Raw genomic sequence first — 24,350 nt, forward strand, 5'->3', positions numbered from 1 at the left:
AGGGGATATCATGCTCAAATCAGTGGAAAGGTTAAACCACGTTTTAACGATTATCCTTAATTTGGTTTACGTGAATTTTTTATGGATACTCTTTACCATTTTGGGATTAGGTATATTCGGGATAGGCCCCTCCACTTATGCCTTGGTTAGTATCTGCAGGCAATGGGTTCGTGGTCAAAGCCTGCCTATTTTCAAAACCTACTGGAAGTATTACAAAGAGAGTTTTAGAGAATCCGTCATTATTAGCTGGATCTATCTAATAGGCGCGATTGTTTTAATCGTTGATTTAAATCATGTATCCAATTGGTACGTTAGAGTCGCATTATTTGTTATTAGTTTTATCTATTTAGTATCACTTGTTTATATCTTTCCGATTATGGCTCATTATAATTGGAAGGGAATTCGCATTAAAATCAAGATGTCTCTATTATTTGGTTTTTCCTGTTTACAGTATTCACTTGTTTTATTTTTAGTTACAGGTGTAATGTATTGGGGTGCAACCAACTTTTTTCCAGGAGTTTTAACCTTTTTAGGTATTAGTTTCTTATTCTATTTGATTACTTGGACAGCTAATCAAGTGTTTACAAGAATGGAAACGATGGATGCCGAAGAGATAGAAGATAAATATATTCACCAAAATGTAAAGGAGAATTGGGATGAAAAAACAAAAGGTATCAAAGTTGGCCAGTGTTAGTTTAGCAGGTGCACTTCTATTGGCAGGGTGCAGTAGTACAGCTTCTACCGACAAAAATTCCTCAAAGAAAGAAGATCAAAACAGTAAAACAGAAATTTCCTGGTTAAATATTTTGCACACAGCTTCACCACCGACAGATACAGTGTTAGATCAAATAGAGAAAAAAACAAATTCAGAAATTAAATTCTCTTGGATCCCAGATGCTTCAAAAGAGGAACGTCTTAATACAGCATTAGCTTCAGATTCATTAGCTGATATTGTTACGTTAACGATTTTGGAAAATTCTTCAGTACGTAATGCATTGAAATCAGGGATGTTCTGGAATGTAGAAGATTATTTAGATGAGTTCCCTAACTTAAAAGCGATTTCGAAAGATATTCGAGTTTCAGCTTCAATCGAAGGTAAGCTTTATGGGATACCTTTCCAAAAAGATCTAGCGCGAAACGGTGTCGTCATCCGTAAAGATTGGTTAGATAAAGTAGGTTTGGCTGTTCCTAAAACAACAGAAGAATTAATGGAAGTAGCGAAAGCGTTTACAGAAAAAGATCCTGATGGTAATGGGAAAAATGATACGACCGGATTTATGGATCGCAGTGATTTAATTTTTGGTGCTTTCAAAACGTTGGGTTCATACTACGGTACTCCAAATAATTGGCAGGTGGATAAGAAGGGCAACTTTACAGCTGAGTTTGAAACCGATGGCTATATTAAAACGATGGACTACATGAAAGAGTTATATGAAAACGGCTGGATTAACAAAGACTTTGCTGTAACAGCCAAAACAGATCAACAGCAAAACTTTGCTCAAGGCAAGGCAGGTATTTATGTTGGTGCCTTATTTGACGCAAAAAACTTACAAACAATGGCAGCGGGTATTCAAGATAATATGGAACTTGCCTTAGTAAATGATATGACATCTGATTCTAATTCTGAACGAGCCATTTGGTCTGCGGGTAATGGTATTGGAGGATTATTAGCATTCCCACGCTCAGAAGTAAAGGATGAAGCAGAATTAAAACGTCTTTTGAAATTCGTTAATGATTTACTAGAGCCTGAAACCTATACGTTAATGACCTACGGAATTGAAGGTACACATTATAAACTCAATGATGAAGGTGCCTATGAAATTATTAATCAGGATTTATGGCAGCAAGAAGTTCAGCCATTTGCCTCTTCACGTCCGAAAGAAAACGGTTTTGGTCTAAAGGATCCTAACCCAATTAAAGCTCTGGCAGATGAAATGATTGCTGAAAACGAAAAATATGCTGTCTTTAATCCAGCTGTTCCTTTAGAATCACCAACCTACACCACACAAGGATCGGAATTACAAAAGATTATTACGGATGCTACTTATCAGTACATTTTAGGTGAAATCCCTCTTGATGATTTTAAGAAGGCAGTTAAAAGTTGGAATGACCAAGGCGGAAAAACAATAAAAGAGGAATATAAAGCAGCGTATAACGAGGCAAAATAATCACCAATGGAGGTCTTTTTATTGAATTTTGTTCAATAGAAAGTACCTCCATTCTACATCCTGCATATCCAAAAATAGTAATGAGAATAGGAGATTGATTGTGATGAAATGGTCCGTTAAAACAGCAAATTCAATTATGCAAAGACTTCCTCGTTTATATGAGGACAAAGGCTATAAAGGAAAATGGTCATATGATTATGGAGTGATATTTAAAGGGTTTGAAAGAGTCTGGAAGCAAACGGGAGAACAAAAGTATTTTAACTATATAAAGGAAAACATGGATTACTTTATCCAAGAAGATGGGTCCATTAAAGGGTATCGTCTAGACGAATATAATATCGATCATATCAATAATGGGAAAATGTTATTTGTCCTATACAAAGAAACAGGAGAGGAAAAGTATAAAAAAGCTGCTGAATTATTACGCAGCCAGCTTGAAACACATCCTAGAACATCTGAAGGTGCATTTTGGCATAAACAAATTTATCCTTATCAAATTTGGCTTGATGGATTGTACATGGGCTCACCTTTTTATGCAGAGTATCAAACAACCTTTGCAAATGGAGAAGGTTTAGAAGATATCGTTCGTCAGTTTAAGATTAGTTATCAACATTTAATAGATGAAAAGACAGGTCTATTATATCATGCATGGGATGAAAAAAAGGTTCAGCCATGGGCGAATAAAGAAACTGGTTTGTCTGAGAACTTCTGGGGCCGCTCGATGGGCTGGTATTTATTAGCGTTAATAGATACTTTAGAAGTCTTGCCTAAAGATACAGCGGATCGAGATTTTCTTGTACAAATAACAGAGAAAACATTAAAGGCACTAGTAAACTACCAAGATGAAGCAAGTGGGGTCTGGTATCAAGTACCAGATAAGGGACATGAAAAGGGTAATTACTTAGAAGCATCTTGCAGCAGCATGTTTGTATGTGCAATAGCAAGAGGAATTCGTCTGGGTGTTTTAGATCACAAAGAATGGGAAGGACAGTTAAAGAAATCACATCAAGGATTATTGAATGAATTTGTTTTACAAACGAAAGAAGGCTGGGTGAATTTAAATAAGAACTGTCAGGTTGCTGGACTAGGCGGCGATGATCAACGGGATGGTACCTATACTTATTACATTAGTGAACCGATTATTTGTAATGACCAAAAAGGGTTAGGTGCGTTTTTACAAGCTTTAGCTGAATTTGAAGATGTAATCAATGAGGAGTAATGATATGAGCACATACAATATTACCGAATTTGGAGCATACAATGATGGGAGTTTATGCACCCAATCTATTCAAAAGGCTATCGACGAAGCACATAAAAACGGAGGCGGAAAAGTCGTAATTCCGTCAGGAGAATTTTTAGCAGGTGCTTTATTTTTAAAAGATAATATTGAATTACACTTGTCTGCAGGAGCTACCCTGAAATTTTCGGATCAACAAAAGGACTATCCAGTGGTAGTTTCTCGTTGGGAAGGTGTTGTACGAGAGGTATATGCTTCGTGTATTTATGCAGAGGACGCTAACAATATTTCTATAACTGGTTTTGGTACGATTAATGGCAACGGGAAGAATTGGTGGCATATTTTTCAAAATGACCGAGAAAACCTGGCTTATCCACGGCCAAAATTGATTAGTTTTGATGGATGTGAGCACATCACCATACGAGATGTATCCTTAATCAACTCACCTAGCTGGACCGTGAATCCGATTCGTTGTCACAATGTAACAATCGATAATCTTTCTATTATTAATCCAGCAGATTCACCTAACACAGATGGGATTGACCCGGAATCTTGTAAAAACGTAAGAATCAGCAACTGTCACATTGATGTAGGAGATGACTGTATCGCGATTAAAGCTGGTACAGAAGATACTGCTGAAAGGGTATCTTGTGAGAACATTACCATTACAAACTGTACGATGGTTCATGGCCATGGGGCAGTGGTATTTGGCAGTGAGATGAGTGGTGATATCCGGAATGTTACGATTAGTAACTGTACCTTCCAGGATACAGATCGGGGAATTCGATTGAAATCACGACGAGGTCGAGGAGGAATTGTGGAAGATATCCGAATTGACAATATTGTCATGGAAAGGGTAATGTGTCCATTTATATTGAACTTGTATTACTTCTGTGGACCTAAAGGAAAGGATAAATATGTCTGGGATAAAAATCCATACCCAATTACAAAAGAAACGCCATCCTTTAGAAGAATACACTTTTCTAATATTACGGCCCGAAATGTCCATGCTTCAGCAGGATTTATCTATGGCTTAGCTGAGCAATACGTCTCCGATATTACATTTAATAACATTGATATTTCTATGGCAGAAAATGCGATTCCCGGGAAACCAGCGATGATGGCAGGAATAGAGGATATGAATAATCGCGGTTTTTATGTAGGTTTTGCGAAAGACATCCTATTTAACCGAGTAACCATTGAGAACCATGAAGGACCAGCATTCCATGTCGAATATAGTGAGGATGTCGAGATTACCCATTGCAAGTCTAAAAATACAAAAGCTGAAGAAGTACTTCTTAAGGAAGTAGGGGTAGTGTGATAGAGACAAGACGTACACAACTTCTCAATTTGTTAGGAGAACGTTCGAAATCGGCAAGGATATCTGCTGAATTAATAAATGTAGAAAATAGGCAGGGGTTTGTATTAGAAACTTTAATGTTGCAATTAAATGGCATTGAAACGGTCCCTGCTTATTTTGCTAAACCATTAAATGACGTTGAACCTTTACCAACGGTTATCTTTAATCATTCACATGGCGGCAATTTTGACCAAGGGAAAGAAGAACTCTTAACTAGCAGCTCTTATTTGCAAAGTCCTTCCTTCGTAGAAGAGATAATCGAACTTGGGTTTGCGGTTTGTTCGATTGATATGTGGGGCTTTAACCAACGCAAAGGGAAACAAGAAAGTGAATTGGTAAAGGAAATGCTGTTAGATGGCCAAACTTTGTGGGGAATGCGGCTATTCGATAATATGGCCTTGTTAGACTATCTTGAAACTCGCCCCGACGTCAACCCTGACAGAATTGGTGCAATTGGCATGTCCATGGGAGGATTAATGAGTTGGTGGCTGGCCGCACTAGATGAGCGTATAAAGGTGACAGTAGATATAGCAGCACAAGTGGATATTGAAACATTAAAACAGAAACGTGGTTTAGATCATCATGGATTCTATTATTATGTTCCTGGATTTCTAAAACATTTTTCTACATTAGAAGTTCAAGAAATGATTGCCCCAAGACCACGCCTCAGTATGATTGGTAAGGATGATCGAATGTGTCCCATTGAAGGTGCAGAATTTTTAAACGAACAACTGAAAAAAACGTATGAACAACAATGTTTTCCTCAAAATTGGGAAGGCAGAATTCTTACAGGCGGACATCAAGAAACAAAGGAAATGAGATCATTATGGAAAACATTCTTAAAGAAACACCTTTAAACTTTCTTAAAAGTCTAGTAGTTGGAAGAAATGAAATCTGTGATTTTTCTAATATCCAAGAGGCTCTAGATAGTTGTTGTGATGAAAATGGACCGGTAAAAATAACGGTTTTAAGTGGAGAGTATTATGAAACTATTTCCTTATATCAATCTAACATTACATTGATAGGAATTGGCTCAGTTAAGGTGATTGGAAATCGATACGCGTTACAAAAAGATGAACATCTGCGAGAAATAGGTACCTTTCAGACGGCGACTCTGTTTATCAACGGTGAAAATATTAGTTTAGAAAATATCGAGATTATTAATAATGCAGGACCAGGAGAAAAGGTGGGTCAGGCGGTTGCATTATATAGTGAAGGAAACAACGTAACCTTTAAAAACTGTTCCTTTAAAGGCTATCAGGACACTGTTTGTTTAGGACCGCTGCCAGAAGTTCAAAAAAATGGCCTGCCTTTTTCTACTCCTGAAATAAGAACCAAATTTGCAGAAAATAAGAGTCTTTTTATTAATTGCTATATAGAAGGAACCGTCGATTTTGTTTTTGGTGGTGGTGAAGCAGTGTTTCAGGGTAGTGAAATTAAGTCATTGAAAAGACCAAACAACAAAGAAGGCTACGTTACAGCTGCTTCCACTTCAATAAGTAAAAAAGGCTTTTATTTCTATCAATGTTTTATTACTGCAGACGCAGATGTTAAAAATGTCTTTTTAGGAAGACCGTGGCGCCCCTATGCGAAAACTACATTTGCTGACTGTATGATCGGTTCACACATCCATCCAGATAGATGGGATGATTGGGGAAACAAAGCTAATAGAATAACGGTAACTTATAAGGAATTAAACAATCAATATAGCGATCAAAGTGATATGAACCCATTAGATTGGATTGATTTCATACAACTAGATTAATAGGAAAGGAACATGGAGAATGAAGCGAAAATGGGAAGTGATAATTGGAATAGCAGGTGTCATACTTTGTGTGATTTTCTTAGGCGGGTTTTCATTGACGATAACTTCTATGGAGGAAAGTACTTATCAGACAACCGTTTTTCCTATCTTGCAGGAGGGTGTTTCTAAAGAGTACGTTTCAGAGAGTTTTGAAGCGGTGAAAGCGTTAGCTATATGGTTTGGTGTCGCCCTGCTAATCGTAGTTATATTTGTTGCTCTGGCTATTCTATCGATTTGGCGAAATAAATATCCGAAAAGGGGAGCAGTGCTGTTTATTTTTGCCGGCTTAGCAACTTTATTTGGGACCCAGTTTATTGCTTTTCCCATTGCTTTTCTCTTTTTTACAACAGCAGGCTTATGCCTCCTTAGAAAAATAAAGGACAAAGAAGGAGTAGAAAATGTATCAAACAAAAATTACAAATCCGATTTTACCCGGATTTAATCCAGATCCCTATATTTTAAAGGTAGAAGATACGTATTATATTGCGGTATCGTCCTTCGAATGGCTGCCGGGTGTTCGTATTTATCAATCAAAGGATTTAGTAAATTGGGAACATGAAACGGATATTCTATCGAATCAAGTCGATTTACGCGGCAATCCACAAAACGGAAGTATTTGGGCTCCGCAGCTTAGTTACTCTGAAGGTTTATTTTTTCTTGTCTATACCGATGTAAAAAGTACAAAACGACCATTTAAAGACAGCCATAATTATTTAATTTCTGCACCAAGTATTAATGGTCCATGGTCACCGCCTGTGTACTTAAATAGCAGCGGCTTTGATCCGTCTTTATTCCATGATCGTGACGGACGTAAGTGGCTGTTAAACGAAATTTGGGATTATCGAATAGAAACAGGCAATAAATCAGTAGGAGTTGTCCTTCAAGAATACGATCCGGAAAATCACCTGTTAACAGGACCTGTCTATAAAATATTTGACGGTACAGAATTAGCAAAAACAGAAGCACCACATATTTACCGACATAATGATTATTACTATTTAATTACCGCAGAAGGTGGGACAGGTTCCGGTCATTCGGTTACGGTTTGTCGCGCTAAAGAGATTACGGGACCATATGAATTGGATCCACACTATCCGATGTTGACCGCTAGTGATAAACCCGAATCACCTTTACAATGTTCAGGTCACGGCAGTATTGTTCAAACCCCTCTGGGCAACTGGTATATGGTCTATTTATGCACGCGTCCATTAATGGGGAAAGCAGCGATTTTAGGACGTGAAACGGCTATTCAAGAAGTTTATTGGACAGAAGATGGCTGGCTGCGATTAGTGGATGGCGGCAATGGCCCATTAGCAGAAACAGAAATCATTACGGCAGAGCCGGTTGTACAGAGGAAGGATACAAACTTTCGTGATGATTTTACGGGTGTTCTCGATAAAGAGTGGAACAGCCTGCGTATTTTGGCGGATGATTCTTGGTGTGATTTAACAAGTAGAGAAGGATATTTACGTGTAATATCTGGTGATTCCATTCAATCCTTATTTGAACATCATATATTGGCTATTCGCCAAAAAGATTTCCGGTTTCATGCATTTACGAAAATAGACTATACCCCTAAAACTTATAATCAAATGGCTGGATTGCTGCTGTACTTAAATGATAGTAATTATCTGTATGCCTATTTGACTTATGATGAGGAAAAAGGCCGTGTTCTTCGATTGATGAAGTGCAGAGATGGTGAATTTTCACTAACTCCTGGCATAATTCCAACAGAAGATGGTCAAGTAGAGTTAAAGATTGAAGTCAACGGACCAGTTGGAAATTATTATTATAGAATGGCTGGAGACAATCTTTGGCACGGAATTGGAGAATCTCAAGATTTGTTATTCTTGGCTGGAGGATTTACCGGTAACTTTGTAGGAATTGCTGTTCATGATATGGACCGTAAAGCCGGTTCTTATGCTGATTTTGATTTCTTTGAATATCGTGGACTTGATTCACTGTAACCATTATGAAGTCCGAAAATAGTAGGGAGGTTAGGATAGTTGAAAATTTTTAAGGTTAGTATTTATATTTTACTCGCATTTTTACTGCTACTCAGTCAAGTTGGTGCAACAGCTTTAGCAAACAAACCATCTTCTGAAAATGACCTGCATGCTCCAGTAAACCTACTGATACCCAATCTTGCTATAGACGAGGACAGTATAACCCTTGTTTGGGAAAAACCTGAAGAGTATCACGATATTACAGATTTCAATGTCTATATGAATGGAAAGAAAATTGGCAGCGCTTTAAAAGATAATCACGGCCCTGCAAAAGCATATATCGATAATTTCTATAAAAATATTGATAAGGATGATTTCCATGTTGATATTCTTATTCATAATTTCATGGTGGAAAATCTTAAACCAAACAAATCCTATGAATTTTATGTTACCTCGGTAAATGCTGAAGGAATCGAATCAACTCCTTCCAATAAAGTTATTGGGAAAACAACAGCAGTACCGGAAATTTTCAATATTGTTGATTTTGGTGCAACACCTGATGATGGAACAAAAGATACAAAAGCCATTCAAGCAGCAATTGATGCTGCTGCACCAGGGGCGAAGGTACTAATACCGGAAGGGAAATTTATCTCTGGAGAAATATGGCTTAAGTCCGATATGACGCTGCAAGTAGATGGATATTTACTTGGGTCAGAAGATGCGGAAGATTACAGCATGAATTTCTGGCTGTACGATTACTCGACCGATGAGCGTTCCTACTCTCTAATCAATGCTCATACCTACGATTACGGCAGTTTAAGGAATATTAGAATTGTAGGTAACGGGATCATTGATGGAAACGGCTGGAAATATGATAAAAGCCATCCAACAATTGATGAACTTGGCAATGAGCTGCCTCGTTTAGTTGCGGGTAATAACACTAAAGTTACAGGGGATGTAAAAGTAGAAAATGGAAAAATGAGCCCTTTAAATCCTGATGCGGAGAGTACATTTGGAATACTGGCTGCAAATCAGTCTTACGCTGCCCAAGTGATGGGGATGGATGAAAAATCTGCTTATTCCGGACGATCCAATCTAATTACAGTCCGCGGGGTGGACGGTATGTATTATGAAGGCATTACCCAGCTTAATCCAGCTAATCACGGGATTGTGAACCTTCATAGTAAAAACATTGTAGTAAATGGCACCATTTCCAAAACATACGACGGAAATAATGCCGATGGATATGAGTTCGGTGATTCTCAAAACATTATGGTCTTCAATAACTTCGTAGATACTGGAGATGATGCGATTAACTTTGCTTCTGGAATGGGCCAGGCGGCTGCGGACAAAGAACCAACGGGAAATGCATGGATTTTTAATAATTATATTCGTGAAGGTCACGGTGGAGTAGTAACAGGTAGTCATACCGGAAGTTGGATACAAGATTTTGTTGTAGAAGATAACATTATGTATAAAACGGATGTTGGCTTACGTAGTAAAACGAATACACCTATGGGCGGCGGAGCAAGAAACATCCTGTTCAGAGATAATGCGTTAGAGGGAATAGATGGAGATGGTCCTTTTGTTTTCACTTCTGCTTATACAGATGCGAATGCTTCTATTCTTTACGAACCTGCTCAAAAAATATCCCAATTTAATGATATGGAGATAGTCAATACAACAGTACGCAACCAAGGCGGCAGTAAAAAACAGTCGATCCTAGTAAGTGGTAATGATGATGTAGGGGAAGTCTACCACGAAAATATTACCTTCATGAATGTAAAATTTGATAATGTCTATTCTGTAAATATGGATTACGCGAAGGATTTTAAATTCATTAATGTAGCTTTTACAAACGTCAAAGATAATGCTGGAAATCAATGGAGAATCAAAAACTCAACAGGGCTAGTGTTTGAAGATACAACACAAGCTCCTGAAAATGCTATCCAAAAACCGGAATGGTCAGAAACTGCGACAGTCCAAGCTCAAGCTTCATCAGATGGAAAGAGTGTTACCCTAACTTGGGATAAAGCGACCGATAATATAGCTGTTACAGGGTACACAATATTTAAAGACGGAGAAAAAATAGGTTCTAATTATACGACAACGCCGAATTCAAGCTATACAGTTAAGGGATTATCTCCGGCTAGAGAATACACGTTTAAGGTTGAAGCCGCTGATGCAACTGGGAATCGTACTTCAGATGGTCCTGAAGTGACAATAAAAACTCCTGGTACAGCGGATGTAACAGCGCCAGTGCTTCCTGAAAATACTGAAATTTCAGAACCTACTATTAAAATACCTGCTAATGAAACCTTTAGCGGAAAAGAAGCTGATGTTGTTTATGCCGGCTTCACTTGGGCCTCTGTTGCTTGGAACGCCGCGAGTGATGATGTTGGTATTGCAGGATATAACGTTTATGCTAACGGAAAGTTACATGGATTTGTTAAATCTAGTAAATACACGCTAACAAATCTTCAGCCAGGTACAAACTATGAGATTGAAGTGGAAGCAGTCGACCAAGCAGGAAATAAGACACGTTATGACAGTTCGCTTGAAATCGAAACGGCGGTTCCATATGCAATCGGGGCTCCAACCTTTGATGGAGGGTTAACGGCTGCGATTGGAAAGGATGGAACGAGCGTTTCCCTTTCTTGGAGCAAGGCTGCTGCTGTTAACCAAGAAGTTATAGGTTACCGTGTATATGTTGATGGGCAGCCGATAAAGCCTGAAGGGGTTGAATTTACTCCAATCAACGCTGAAATGACCACTTCTGAAACGAATTACACTGTAACCGGCCTTAAACAAGGCAAAAGATATACGTTTAAAGTAGAAGCTGTAGGACGTGGAATCAAATATTCCAAACGAGAAAGACTCTCCGGTACTATTTTAAACGGTCTTGTAAAAGTGGATGGGTATCGCTGGAGCGGCAATGGACCAAGCGCAACGGTTCATCTGATTCCTGGGAAAGCAGTTAGTGAAGAAGCAAAAAATAAGTAACTATTAATTAACTGTAGGTGCTATATGATAAGGGGTCTTTAATCGTTAAAGCCCACCCAAATATGATCATGAGGAGATGATTAAATCTTGAATAAAAGAGTAATTAGAGGAAAGAAAATGAAGGCTTCCATAATAGCTGCGGCAATAACCATTTCAAGCATAGCTGCAGTTCCTATAGATAATAAAGCGAATGCCGTTACTGCAGCGGTTGATAATCTTGATAAAGTACTTGCATTTCCAGGGGCAGAAGGCGGGGGCCGTTATACTTCCGGTGGAAGATTTGGTGAAGTCTATATCGTTAATACTCTAGAAGACTATGGAACTGGAGAAAAGGCTATCCAAGGTTCCCTGCGTGATGCCGTAAGTAAGGATAACCGCTTCATTGTCTTTAATATTTCCGGAAACATCAACTTAAAAGAACCGCTTTCCCTACGAAAACGCAAGAATGTCACGATTGCCGGACAAACTGCCCCGGGTGATGGAATCACCATCACTGGATATGAAACGAATATCAGTGACTCTGAGAATGTGATTATTCGCTATCTCCGATTCCGTCCAGGTGCTGAAAATGTGCATACCGGTGATTCTATGGACGCCATTTGGGGTAGAAGCATGAAAAATGTCATGATTGATCATATATCAACAAGCTGGTCTACTGATGAAACGATGTCGTTATATCGTGCGGAAAACATGACTGTACAGTGGTCAATTGTAGCAGAAAGTTTAGCCATGAGCGGTCATACGAAGGGTCGTCATGGGTATGGTGGAATATGGGGTGGAGTAAATACCACATACCATCACAATCTGGTTGCAAACCATACCTCTCGAAATCCGCGTTTAGGCGGGGGTACTGCCGAGGCAGATGACAACAATCATCTTGGCTTATTTGATATAAGAAATAATGTAATTTATAACTGGGGATTTAACACTGCATACGGCGGAGGCAGAGCCTATGCCAATTATATAAATAATTATATGAAGCCGGGATTAGGCACACGTACAAGTGTGGAATCTCGGGTGATTGATGCAGGGGAGAAAGACAAACCTGGTAAATTTTACATTAACGGAAATGTACTTGAAGGAAATGCAGAAATAACCAACGACAATTCAAAAGGCATTTATGTTTCTGAAAGCGCTGCCCCAACAACAGAGATCGTCAATGAAGAATTTATGATGGATGGAACAACTCAAGAAGCACTTCGAACAACAACTGCTGAAGAAGCATATACAGAGGTTTTAGCAAAAGCTGGAGCAACGTATCCAAAAAGGGACGCCTTGGATGCAAGAATTATAAACGAGGTGAAGAACAATCTAGGGAGATTTGTGAATCGCCATGAAGAAGTAGGAGGTCTTCCATATACTGAAACAATTTCTCGTCCAATAGATTTTGATAAAGATCAAGACGGGATAGCAGATGATTGGGAGCTTAAAAATGGGTTAGATCCGAGTAATGCTAATGATAGCCGAGAATTATCGGCAGATCAAAGCGGTTATTCTAATATTGAAAATTATGTTAATTCCTTGATTGATATGGAGTACAACCCAGAAAACCCAGAAGTTTCATTGAAAAGCCCTACAAATAATCAGATTGTTAAAACAGGTGAAACAGTTACAATTGAAGCAAATGTAACCGGTAAGTCAGAGATTCAGAGAGTAGAATTTTATAATGGAGATCAGATTATTGGAACCGCCGTAAGCGAGCCATTTACTCTGACCACCAAATTCCCAGATGGTACCTATTATATTTCCGCCAAGGCAATTGATCAATCGGGTCTCATGACACAAGCGACAGCATCCGTTATACATGTCAACAGCGATACCAATCTAAAACAATGGAAATCAACGGATATTGGAACACCAAATATTCCAGGTCACGCTTCCCTTACAAATGATGTCATGACGGTAAAAGGTTCTGGAAAGTTAATAGCAGCTGATGATAAATTCCATTTTACTTATCGTAATTTGGCAGGAGATGGAGAATTGATCGCAAGGGTAGAGACTATGACACCTGTTGACCACCATGCTTTTGCTGGATTAATGATCCGGGAAACTCTTGAAAAAGATGCAAAAACCGTGGCGTTAGGTCTTTCCTATACCAAATCTTATTCTTGGAAGGAAAACGGAACAACTTACTATAGAAATCCATGGTCGGCCTATTTAGCCTCACGTTATGAACAAGGTGGAAATATGGACGAGTTGGATGAAAACCTTGATGCTCCTAGTAGCGCAATGGAATCTGGAGTTGCGTTACTAAATGATATTCCATTTAAAGATAAGGACCAGCATTTGGGTTATTATTTAAAACTTAAACGATCAGGTGATGTTTTTAGAGCAGAGGGATCTACCGATGGAATTAACTGGATGATAATAGGAGAAAGAAAGATAGAAATGAATAAGAAAGTTTACATTGGAATGGCCGTTGATGGTAACAAAGTGTCCAACCGTTTAGATAATCTAAATACTGCTACTTTTTCTGATATACATTTCAACTTTTCAAAATCAAGCAAATAATTGACTGTATTCATATAAATTTGTACCAAAAAAAAACTGACAAAATCAGAAAAAACAGCGCTTTCGATTCTTTTTCGATTAAAATAAACTATTCATAAATCATCAAAATCTTCCCGCCCGCCAATCTGGTATCCAATATCATCCGAGAAATCTCAAGCGGGAGAATCAGGAGTTGGTGTTATGAGTATTCAAAAACTAGAAAATCATGTGATTATACGAAATGAGGGATTTATCGAACAAGCAGAAACGTTGAAGCCTCAACTTCATGAAACGATTGTGGAACCAAAAGCAATTGTAGAAATAAAAAGCGATAAAGACGTGATTCATGGCTGGAAATCGGAGTTTGTTGCTCCTGCCTCTACTCTAGCAGAGACAGAATATGGAAAGGGCGATTCAGTTATTCTTGACTTTGGTAATCACCAAGTCGGGTATCTCTCCATCAAGATTCGCCCAGAGGGAAGTCCACCTGATGCACCTCTTAAAGTAAAGCTGACAATTGGTGAAATGCCCGTTGAAATCGCCGAACCATTTGAAAACTATACTGGTTGGCTTAGCAGCTCGTGGCTTCAAGAAGAAACAATTATTGTAGATGTATTGCCAACAGAAATTACTTTGCCGCGCCGGTACAGTTTCAGGTATGTGAAATTAGAGGTAATCGATACATCACCAAAATACCGTATTGTTTTTGAAAAGGTAGAATGTCGTGCTGTGACATCTGCCAATATAAATGACATCCAAACGATTTCCCGCCAAGATAAAGAACTTCAAAAAATGGATGAGATTAGTATCAAGACACTAGCAGATTGTATGCAGGATGTTTTTGAAGACGGTCCAAAACGAGATCGGAGACTTTGGCTGGGCGACTTGCGCCTGCAAGCTTTAGCCAACTATGAAACCTTCAAAAACAATGATCTTGTCAAACGCTGCTTATATCTTTTTGCAGGTGTTCCCGATGACAAAGGAAAGGTTGCCGCGAATGTTTTTGTGGCGCCAAAACTAATTGCAGATGATACTTATTTATTCGATTATTCCTTGTTCTTTGCTTCCACTTTACATGATTACTATTTTGCTTCAAGTGATTTAAAGACTTTACAAGAGCTTTGGCCCACAGCCTATAAGCAGGTTGAACTTGCACTTGAACGTTTGGATAAAAATCATATTTTAAAAGATTCAGCCGACTGGTGGTCATTCATCGATTGGCAGGAAGGATTAAACAAACAAACTCCTTCGCAAGCTATATTAATTTATACGATGAAACAGGGTATTCGTCTTGCCCAAGAATTGAATGCACCTCAACAGAACCTTTTGGAAGACCGTTTGGAAAAAATTGAGACAGCTGCGAAAACATTTTTGTGGGATGAACAGCAGCAATTCTTTATTAGTGGTGCAGAACGTCAAGTATCTTGGGCAAGTCAAATTTGGATGGTGCTTGCCGGAATATTTAGTAGGGAAGAGAACCAGAAACTTATCAATCATCTGTTAACAGATAAACCTGAAGTTGGAATTGCGACCCCGTACATGTACCATCATCTCGTCGAGGCACTTCTTGTTTCTGAAGAGAAAGAACAGGCAATAGCTGAAATGAAAACGTATTGGGGCGGAATGATTCAAGATGGAGCTGATACATTTTGGGAATTGTATGATCCAAATAACAAAGATTTTTCACCCTATGGAAGCCATTTAATCAACAGTTATTGTCATGCCTGGAGCTGTACCCCAACCTATTTAATAAGAAAATATGATTTGTAGAATTTTAGACAACCCAGCAATCTTTTTGCAGGGTTGTTCTTTTTTTTGGTCTGTTTTCGATTGTCCTAAAAAATACATACATAATCAAAAAAATAGTACACTTTCTGTACTCCTAAGGGATAGGCTATGATGTTTATATAGGAGACCGGTCCTTATAGAAAAAAATCAGAATTTTGAAAACGCTTTATATTTGGGGGAGGAAGTGAAAGGAATGAAAAAATCCCACCTCTTTAAGTTGGGAAAAAGAACACTATCAGTCATGCTTATTACTACGCTAACAGCAGGGTTGGTTAACTTCCATGCACCGGAGAAACAGGCAGAGGAGACCATTTTCTTTAAAAAACAAGTCGGCGGTGTATTTGATGGAATGCCGTTATTTGACGGTGTGCCTGAGCATTTAGATGAGTTTGTTGACACTTACTTTGAATACACGGGTTTAGAAGGACCAGCAGTTTATGCAACTGGTTCGAGGAATCATTACACGTTACAGCGTGGTGCAAATGCTGGAAAAGTTATTCCGGGTGCGCTTTCCGCAGCTGATAACGTTCAAGGAATTTCTACAGATTTTCCGGCATTAGTAGGAATGGGCCAAACCTGGAACAAAGATCTCCTTTCTGATATCGGAAAAGTAATGGGCAGCGAAAAAATCAGTACTCTTAAAGTAAAACAAGGCGAATCGAACATTCATGGCGGTGCCAATGCTTCGGCAACGGTTGCATTCACGGTTGTAAGTGATATGCGGATTAATCCATTGAGTGGGAGATTTGACGAGGGATTCTCGGAAGATGCTCATATGGCTGCTGAGATGATTGACGGAATGGCAGCTGGTCTTAGTGGAACGGACCAAGAAAAAAGTGAAGATGGATTCTGGATGCGCGCAGCCGTAGGAACAAAGCATTTCTCCGTCTATAATGCACAGTGGTTCCGCCAAAGTGCGAATAATAGTGCAGGTGCCCGTTCGATTTTTGAATATCAAACGCGCAGTCCTATGAAAGCGCTTAGCACGGGTTCAGTTGCGGGAGTAATGACATCATTTGGCCGCACTAACGGCATACCTAACATCATTTCCCCGTATCAAATTCATGCTAATAATTTCTCAAAGTATGGAGTTTATAGTTCTCCGGACTTTAATGGTGACCAACTTGTCTTCCAAGGAGCACAAGGGAATGGCTACGACACGCAATATGCAACGGACCGAACCAATGCAACGATTTTAATGATTTTGGCTAAGGCAAACGCTGGTCGTCCAGGACCGAACCCGGCGAATGCATTGGCAGATGTTACAGCTCTTGTAGACGCAGTTGAGCAAGGCACATATGGTTTAACGAAGGAACATTTAATAGAAGCTGCTCGTCCACATGTAAACCAATTGGTTCGTGTTGGTGTCTTTAATGAAGTAGATGAAAATGGAATTCCAAAGAACTATCCTTTTGCACAAGAAGCGAAGGATGTAAGAGCGGTGCCAGCCACGTTCAATGCACCTGAACATCAGGAAGTAGCTTTGCGTGCAGCTCAGGAAAGTATCGTGCTCCTTAAGAATGATGGCACACTGCCTCTTGAGAAAAATAAGAAAGCTGCAGTTTCCGGTGTTTATGCAGATTCTAGATTCAAAACTACCTATTCGGTTGGAACAACACCAAGTATCGAAAACTCTGGAATCTCTCCATTGTCGGCGATTATTAAAGCCAATGGGGCAAGCAATGTTTCTTATGACCCGGCAGTTAAAGTGGTTGCATTGAAATCCAAACTGAACGGACAAACCGTTTCAGCGGACGTTAACGCACCAGATGTAACAAAAGGTTCCCAGCTCGTAACGACATCTGAAGCTTTAGATGTGACGAACCCTGCACACTTGTTCGAGGTTTACAATTGGGGACAAGAAGGTTATAGCTTGCGTTCAGTAAAGAACGGACGCTGGGTAACATCTCCTACAGGTGCTAATGCAGCTGTAGAGAATTCAAATAATACAGCATTAAATCTTACCAATAACGACTGGGATCTTGCACAGATGGTCGGACAAACGAGTGCAATCCCGCCAACCATTCGTGTGGAGAAAAATGAAGATCAATCTGTCTCACTGATTGCAAGCGGATTTCGCACTGGTTTCTCAGGGGATTTCACCAATTGGTATTATTCAAATGGACGATATATAACAACAGGTTCTGATGGGAAATTGAAAACAGCTGCCTCAACCCTTGGTAATAAAGCAAATGCCGCTAACCGAAATGATGAGGTGAAATTTGAAGAAACTGTTGTTAAAGAAGTAGGCTCAGAAGCTGTCAAACGTGCAGAAACAGACGACTATGCGGTTGTTTTTGTCGGAGCTATTCCACGCCACAGTGCAGGGGAAGGAAATGACCGTTCTGACTTGAATATGAGTAATGCAGACTACGTACTAGTTGATAAAGTTTCTGCTGCTTTTGCTGCAAAAGGGAAAAAGACCGTTGTCGTGGTAAAAACTAGCTTCCCTGTTGGCATGGAAAAGATCCAAAACAATCCGAATGTATCTGCTATTGTATACCAGCCATATGGCGGACAGTATGATAGCAAAGCGTTAACTCAAGTTCTATATGGTGACTATGCACCAACAGGCCGTTTGTCTTCTACATGGTATGCAGATATGTCATCATTCCCAGCTATCAGTAAATACTCTATCCCTGAGGGGAATACAACGATCAGTCTAGCAGATATTGACCCACGATTTGAGGTAGATATGACGAATGCAGATCCTATTGAACAAAAGCTGACATATATGTATACCGATGCAAAGGTTACTTATCCGTTCGGATATGGTCTTTCATACAGCAGCTTCTCCTACAGTGATTTCACTGCACCGGAAAGTGCTGACGAAAAGGGTCCATTCGAAGTCAGTGTAAAAGTCAAAAATAACGGTAATGTAAACACTTCCGAAGTTGTTCAGTTATATGCAAAAAATAACAAATCAGTATATGGCGATTATGCTCCTCAAAAACAGCTAGTTGCATTTGAAAAAGTTTCCCTCGATGCAGGTGAAACAAAAACAGTGACCCTTTCTGTAGATCCTAAAGATTTAGCCATCTGGGATGTCAATAAAGGTGATTTCATTGTAGAAGAAGGAAACTATACGCTAATGGCAGGAGCCTCATCAAAGGATATTAAAGCAGAGAAGAAAATCAAGGTAGCCGGCGAATCTCTTGCAGCACTGCCTGCAAATAAACCTTTTAATGTGTTTGACCATGCCTTTGCTGCTAACGAAGTGGTTTATCATGAAGTATCTAAACAAAGAACCGCAGAAAATCTAAAAGCTGAGAAAGTCGTGGGCGGATATCATGCTGTCCGTTCGAAACAGAATGGATCTTGGATAGCGTTGCCGAAAGTAGTTCTGACAGGCTCAAATAAGGTAACTGCATCTGTTGCAAGTGATGTGGCCGGCGGAAAAATTACTTTGCATGCTGACTCTGAAAACAGCACTCCTTTTGCAGAAATCAATGTTCCAACTACGAGCAAGAACACATATACCATTCAAAATGCCGGGGTAACGGTAAATGAGTTAGGTTATAAGGAGGTAACGGTCGATTTGGGTAAAAATGCACCAAAAGGACAGCATACGATCTATGTAAAATTCCATGCACCGGACCTTCGAATTGATAGCCTCTCTTTTAAGGTTAAGTAAAAAGTATAACCTGTTTTAAATAATAGAATTACAGCCCTTGTCAATGACAGGGGCTGTGCTCTATTTTTCTATGAGACTCATTTAAAGTAAAAAAATCATATAGTAAAACTCTAAATTTCAGTTTATGATGACAGTATAATAGTTCCGTGCGGAGAATCTTAGGTGAATACATACTTTTGAAAAGGTGGACAATCATGAGAGAAAGATTCAGAAGAGTCAGAAACCATTTTCACAGTGATAAAATTAGATATAAATATTTTTTTATCATGATCTGTTTATCTATTTTTCCACTCATTTTACTAGGTTTTATTTCTTTCAATATTGCCAAAAATACACTAGTTCAAAATCAGTTGGAAACGACTGGAAATAATCTTCAGTCATATAGTGAGGTGACTGATCTATTATTTCGAAACATAATTAATATGGAACGTGTCATATCATGGAGCAAGAGTGTACGCCAGGAATTGGTGGACAGTGCGGCTTTTTCAGAAATAGGCAAGAATGTCTTAGACGAGAATACAACAAAACGGATGCAAGATTTAATATCCAGCTATTTTATAGATACAGAAGATATCGATTCCGTTTGTCTATTTGATGTTTATTTTCGTCCTGTTTGTTACGGCAATCATAATAGTATTGGAAGTTATGATACAAGCCACATCTACAAGGATATCGCAGATTCAGATTGGTATAAAGAGAGTGTACATGCACAAGGAAGGCCGATATTCTACAGTTTTAATGTCCTTGCGCTTGCAGAGGATGATACCACTTTTTCATCAGTCAAACTGTTACGTGATCCACAAAATGTCTTTAATCCAAAGCAAATTGGCTTACTGGTTGTTAATATTAAAAAATCAATGTTTTCTAGAGTCATAAATGATGATAGTGAGAGTGTGATTGCTGTTATTGATTCTTCAAAGAAAGAAGTAAATACCGTTTTTAGTAATCCATCCACGTTGGATTCTGATTTTGCTAGTGGGAAAGACATTCAGGTAACTTTTCAAAAATTGAAACAGCAAGGGTATCTAATTAGCAGTTACACAAACCAAACCACTGGTTGGACTTTCGCCAATATTACGAAAGAAAAGGACCTGCTGAAGCAGTCCAATAAAATTGGAATTATAACAGCGGGTATTTCTTCTATTATCGCTTTTATTGCGCTGTTAATCTCTTTCATTCTCTCTGGAAAAGTTGCAAGGCCATGGGTGCAGTTAAAGAGAATGACCATTGACTGGGCCAAAGGATTGTGGGGGTCTGGTGAAGACCATGAGACTGATACTATAGGAGCAATCGGAGAAACATTTCAACGAATAACGGTTGAAAACAAAGAGTTAAATGAGCGGCTTGTTCATTCACAGTTAAAGGAGCGGGAGGCAGAACTCCGCGCTTTACAAGCTCAAATAAAACCACATTTTTTATATAATACATTGGACTCTATTTATTGGATGGCAATCTTGCAAAACAACCGTGAAATAGCAGAAATCGCAGTGGCCTTATCGGAAAGCTTTAAATTAAGCTTAAATAAAGGAGAAGATAAGATTCCTATAGCAAAGGAACTGGAACATATCCACCACTATTTAACCATCCAAAATCTCCGTTACAAGGACCGTTTTCGGTATATCGAAGATGTAGATCCAGAATTACTAAATAAACCTATTCTTAAGCTGTTGCTTCAGCCGTTTGTAGAAAATGCCATTTATCACGGCTTAGAGCCAAAATTTGGGGAAGGTACAATTGAGTTAAAAGGAAGAATCTCTGGTGAATGGATTCTATTCACGATCTGTGACGATGGTGTCGGAATAGAGGACATGAATGTTACTGAAACTGGTTATGGACTTAAAAATGTCCGTGAAAGACTCCTGTTGTTTTATGGACAAGATAGTTCGCTTAACGTAACGAGTAAGGTAAATGAGGGAACATGTATAGAAATTAAATTTCGCGATGTTCGGGGGGATTAGATTGTTAAAAGCTGTTATTTTTGATGATGAATACATCGTCCTTCAAGGCTTACAAAGGATGATCGACTGGTCAAAATACGGAATAGAATTAGTCGGAACCGCAAGTAATGGGTATGCTGCTATTGATCTTGTTGAAACCCACTCACCGGACATTGTTTTTACAGATATTCGAATGCCTGGAATGGACGGCTTACAGGTTGTAGAGAAAATCCTCGCAGCAGCACCCGAGATTATATGTATCGTTTTTAGCGGTTTTAATGAATTTGAATATGTAAAAAAAGCGATAAAGCTTGGTGTTTCAGATTATTTAGAAAAACCGATAACCATTCCCATGATGGAGGAAACACTAAAAAAAATTCAAGAAAAAGTACAACAGCAGAAAAGCGTGTTATCTCTTGAAGAAAAATGGGAGGATAGCCGTAACGAACTGATAGAAAAAGCAACCTTGGGTTTACTGCTTGAAGGTGTGGAAGCATTTCCTAAGTGGAGGAACAGTTTTGGTGAGGGGGCAAAGGATATTGTAGGGGTTACGGTCCTTGCGCTATCGGAGAAAATTCAAGAGCTGCCAAATGACTCCTCTTATCTTCCAGTCTATGTTCGGAATGGAGCAGAACATTTGCTTGTCATCTTTCATTATCATGAAGATACGACGGAACTATGGAAGCTATTATTATATTGGCCGGGTGAAAATGGGTTATCGGTAGGTTCTGGCCGTACCTATCAAAACCTAACAGATGCACCCAAGGGGTACAAAGAAGCCCTGCAGGCATTGAGATACGGTCACTTTCTAGAACAGGGAGGATGGACACGATTTGAGGAGATTGGAGAGAATCCAAATATCCCTGGTGATCTATCTGAACTAGAAGAATCTATCATTTTCTATTTGCGTACTGGTGATAAAGCAGGACTATTTAAGCAGCTTAATGAATTTATTAGTAAAATCCAATCTCAGCGTTTAAATCCAGATTTGATTGAGAGGGAAATATTAAAGTTGATTTATCTAGGAATGGAAGTAGCGAAAGAAACAGGGGAAGATATTTCGAAAATCAGTCAGGGAAATTACTTGCCCCATATTGAAATTAGGATGCTCAATACAAAAGAAAAAATGTTCAATTGGCTCAAGAATCAAATGGAAATGATAATGGATTGGTTCCTTCTGATTCGCCGGGATAAGAAGCATGAGGCAGTAGAAAAAGCATGCGTATATATTCAAAAAAACTTTTCTAAGGATTTAACTTTACAGGATGTAGCAGAGTATGTGGGGATGAATCCTACCTACTTCAGTCTTCTCTTTAAGGAAGAGATGAAGATTTCGTATATTAAATATTTAACGAAGTTTCGGATTGAGCGTGCGAAGGAGCTTTTACAGGAAGGGTATAAAGTCGCAGATGTAAGTGAAAAAGTTGGATACCATACGTACCGCCATTTTTCTGAATTATTCAAGAAACAGGTTGGAGTAAATCCAGGACAATATCGAGATTCCTTTTAATACTCATTAATAAATAATCAACTACAAATGAAGAAAGAAGCGGGAATGAGTATGTTAATTGTTAGAAAAGTTTTAACACCATTGTCAATCCTAGCGCTATTTTTTGGCGTATTGACAGGCTGCAGCAGTAACGAAGGAAGTATATTAAATACAACCGATCCAAAAGAGAGCACCATTAGTATTTTAATTGATAATCAAATCGAACAGGATGGAATCAGGGCAGTTGCGGCAAATATTGAAAAAAAATATCATATTAAAACAGAAATAGAAACACGCCCGAGCGGTGTTGAAGGTCATGAGGTCATCAAAACCCGATTAGCGACAGGTGATATGGCTGATTTGGTTTTTTATAATTCCGGTTCTCTTTTGCAGGCACTCAACCCAGAGCAATACTTTGTTGATTTAACACAGGAGCCTTTTATCAACAATGTGGTGAACTCCTTTAAAAAGTCAGTAACCGTAAATGACAAAGTATTTGGACTTCCATTTGGGAATGCATTAGCTGGCGGATGGCTGTATAACAAAAAGGTTTATCGTCAGCTCGGACTTTCTGTTCCAAAAACTTGGAACGAATTGATAGCAAATAGTGAAAAAATTAAGGCTGCTGGTAAAACAGCAGTGATCGGGACATACAAGGATGATTGGACATCTCAACTAATCGTCCTTGCCGATAACCATAATGTAATTTCTCAAAACCCGACATTTGCTGAGGATTTAGCTGCCAATAAAGCTAAATTTGCCACTTCACCTGCTGCATTAAGAAGCTTTGAGAAATTATCAGAAGTATACCAAAAAGGTTATTTAAATAGTGACTTTAAAACAGCTTCCTATAAGGATGGAGTAGAAATGCTTGTAGATGGGACTGGTGTTCAATATCCAATTGTCTCAGGTGTTTTGTCGGTAATTAAACGGGATTTTCCAGATAGAATTAATGATATTGGATTTTTCCCTCAGCCTGGCGACAGCGCTGATACAAATGGAATGACGGTCTTTATGCCTGCTGCGATTTATGTTAACAAGAATACTCAGAATTTAGAGGCTGCAAAAAAGTGGTTAACTTATTTTGCATCTTCCGAGGGGGTAAAAACCTTTCTTTCTAATAAAATTATTGTCGGTCCATTAGCGATTAAGGGGACGGAGGTTCCAAATAATATCATACCTGCAGTGAAGGATATGTTACCTTATTTTGAATCCCAAGACACCACTCCGGCACTCGAAAACCTTATCCCATTAAAGGGGCCAAATTTACCACAAATAACAGTACAAGTAGGCAGCGGTCAGCTATCAGCAAAAGCCGGTGCAACATTATACGACCAGGATGTAGAGAAACAAGCAAAGGAACTTGGTCTCACAGGTTGGGAATAGCTAAATTACATGATCAGTCTTCTTTCTATTAACATAGAAAGAGGGCTTTTTTTTATGTTCCTAATCCAAAAAAATCAGACGTATATCAAAAAAAAGCATCACTTAAAA

General features: G+C 38.9%; 15 protein-coding genes. All 15 read left to right on the top strand.

Annotated features, from left to right (window positions below):
• The first annotated feature begins 10 nt into the window (after window positions 1-10).
• The 15 genes from F4694_RS15445 (at window position 11) to F4694_RS15515 (ending at window position 24,242) form a co-directional block, all read left to right on the top strand.
• Window positions 11-694 (top strand): YesL family protein, encoded by a 684-nt coding sequence (locus tag F4694_RS15445; RefSeq protein WP_179599479.1) that lies wholly within the window; start codon window positions 11-13, stop codon window positions 692-694.
• Window positions 657-2,168 carry an extracellular solute-binding protein gene (locus F4694_RS15450; RefSeq protein ID WP_179599481.1) on the top strand — a complete coding sequence of 504 codons (1,512 nt, stop codon included), beginning with the start codon at window positions 657-659 and terminating at the stop codon, window positions 2,166-2,168. The genes F4694_RS15445 and F4694_RS15450 overlap by 38 nt, the downstream gene beginning before the upstream one ends.
• 103 nt (window positions 2,169-2,271) lie before the next feature.
• Entirely contained in the window at window positions 2,272-3,387 is a 1,116-nt protein-coding gene (locus F4694_RS15455) for a glycoside hydrolase family 88/105 protein (protein ID WP_179599483.1), read from the top strand.
• 4 nt (window positions 3,388-3,391) lie between these two features.
• The gene (locus F4694_RS15460; RefSeq protein ID WP_179599484.1) at window positions 3,392-4,726 is read left to right on the top strand and encodes a glycoside hydrolase family 28 protein; all 1,335 of its coding nucleotides are present in this window, start codon (window positions 3,392-3,394) and stop codon (window positions 4,724-4,726) included.
• On the top strand, window positions 4,726-5,622 hold the full coding sequence (locus F4694_RS15465; protein ID WP_308806355.1) for a dienelactone hydrolase family protein: 897 nt from the start codon (window positions 4,726-4,728) through the stop codon (window positions 5,620-5,622). Before F4694_RS15460 ends, F4694_RS15465 begins: the two co-directional genes overlap by 1 nt.
• Window positions 5,592-6,530, top strand: coding sequence for a pectinesterase family protein (locus F4694_RS15470; protein ID WP_179599486.1), 939 nt, complete (start codon window positions 5,592-5,594; stop codon window positions 6,528-6,530). The genes F4694_RS15465 and F4694_RS15470 overlap by 31 nt, the downstream gene beginning before the upstream one ends.
• A 19-nt stretch (window positions 6,531-6,549) precedes the next feature.
• A complete protein-coding gene (locus tag F4694_RS15475) occupies window positions 6,550-7,011 on the top strand; it encodes a DUF4064 domain-containing protein (RefSeq protein ID WP_179599488.1) in 462 nt (153 codons plus the stop codon).
• Complete coding sequence (locus F4694_RS15480; protein WP_179599490.1) at window positions 6,968-8,536, top strand: glycoside hydrolase family 43 protein; 1,569 nt, start codon at window positions 6,968-6,970, stop codon at window positions 8,534-8,536. Before F4694_RS15475 ends, F4694_RS15480 begins: the two co-directional genes overlap by 44 nt.
• 39 nt (window positions 8,537-8,575) lie before the next feature.
• Complete coding sequence (locus tag F4694_RS15485; RefSeq protein ID WP_179599492.1) at window positions 8,576-11,518, top strand: fibronectin type III domain-containing protein; 2,943 nt, start codon at window positions 8,576-8,578, stop codon at window positions 11,516-11,518.
• 87 nt (window positions 11,519-11,605) lie between these two features.
• Window positions 11,606-14,029, top strand: coding sequence for an Ig-like domain-containing protein (locus F4694_RS15490; RefSeq protein WP_179599494.1), 2,424 nt, complete (start codon window positions 11,606-11,608; stop codon window positions 14,027-14,029).
• 180 nt (window positions 14,030-14,209) lie between these two features.
• Window positions 14,210-15,778 (top strand): alpha-L-rhamnosidase-related protein, encoded by a 1,569-nt coding sequence (locus F4694_RS15495; protein ID WP_179599496.1) that lies wholly within the window; start codon window positions 14,210-14,212, stop codon window positions 15,776-15,778.
• Window positions 15,779-15,989: 211 nt separating this feature from the next.
• Complete coding sequence (locus F4694_RS15500; protein WP_179599498.1) at window positions 15,990-19,430, top strand: glycoside hydrolase family 3 C-terminal domain-containing protein; 3,441 nt, start codon at window positions 15,990-15,992, stop codon at window positions 19,428-19,430.
• A gap of 194 nt (window positions 19,431-19,624) precedes the next feature.
• Window positions 19,625-21,388: a sensor histidine kinase gene (locus tag F4694_RS15505; protein WP_179599500.1), complete on the top strand. Its 1,764-nt coding sequence runs from the start codon at window positions 19,625-19,627 to the stop codon at window positions 21,386-21,388.
• A gap of 1 nt (window position 21,389) precedes the next feature.
• Entirely contained in the window at window positions 21,390-22,877 is a 1,488-nt protein-coding gene (locus F4694_RS15510; protein ID WP_179599502.1) for a response regulator, read from the top strand.
• Window positions 22,878-22,904: 27 nt separating this feature from the next.
• The gene (locus tag F4694_RS15515) at window positions 22,905-24,242 is read left to right on the top strand and encodes an ABC transporter substrate-binding protein (RefSeq protein ID WP_257029254.1); all 1,338 of its coding nucleotides are present in this window, start codon (window positions 22,905-22,907) and stop codon (window positions 24,240-24,242) included.
• The last annotated feature ends 108 nt before the right edge of the window (window positions 24,243-24,350 follow it).

The organism is Neobacillus driksii, assembly GCF_013409995.1.
GTDB lineage: Bacteria > Bacillota > Bacilli > Bacillales > Cytobacillaceae > Neobacillus > Neobacillus driksii.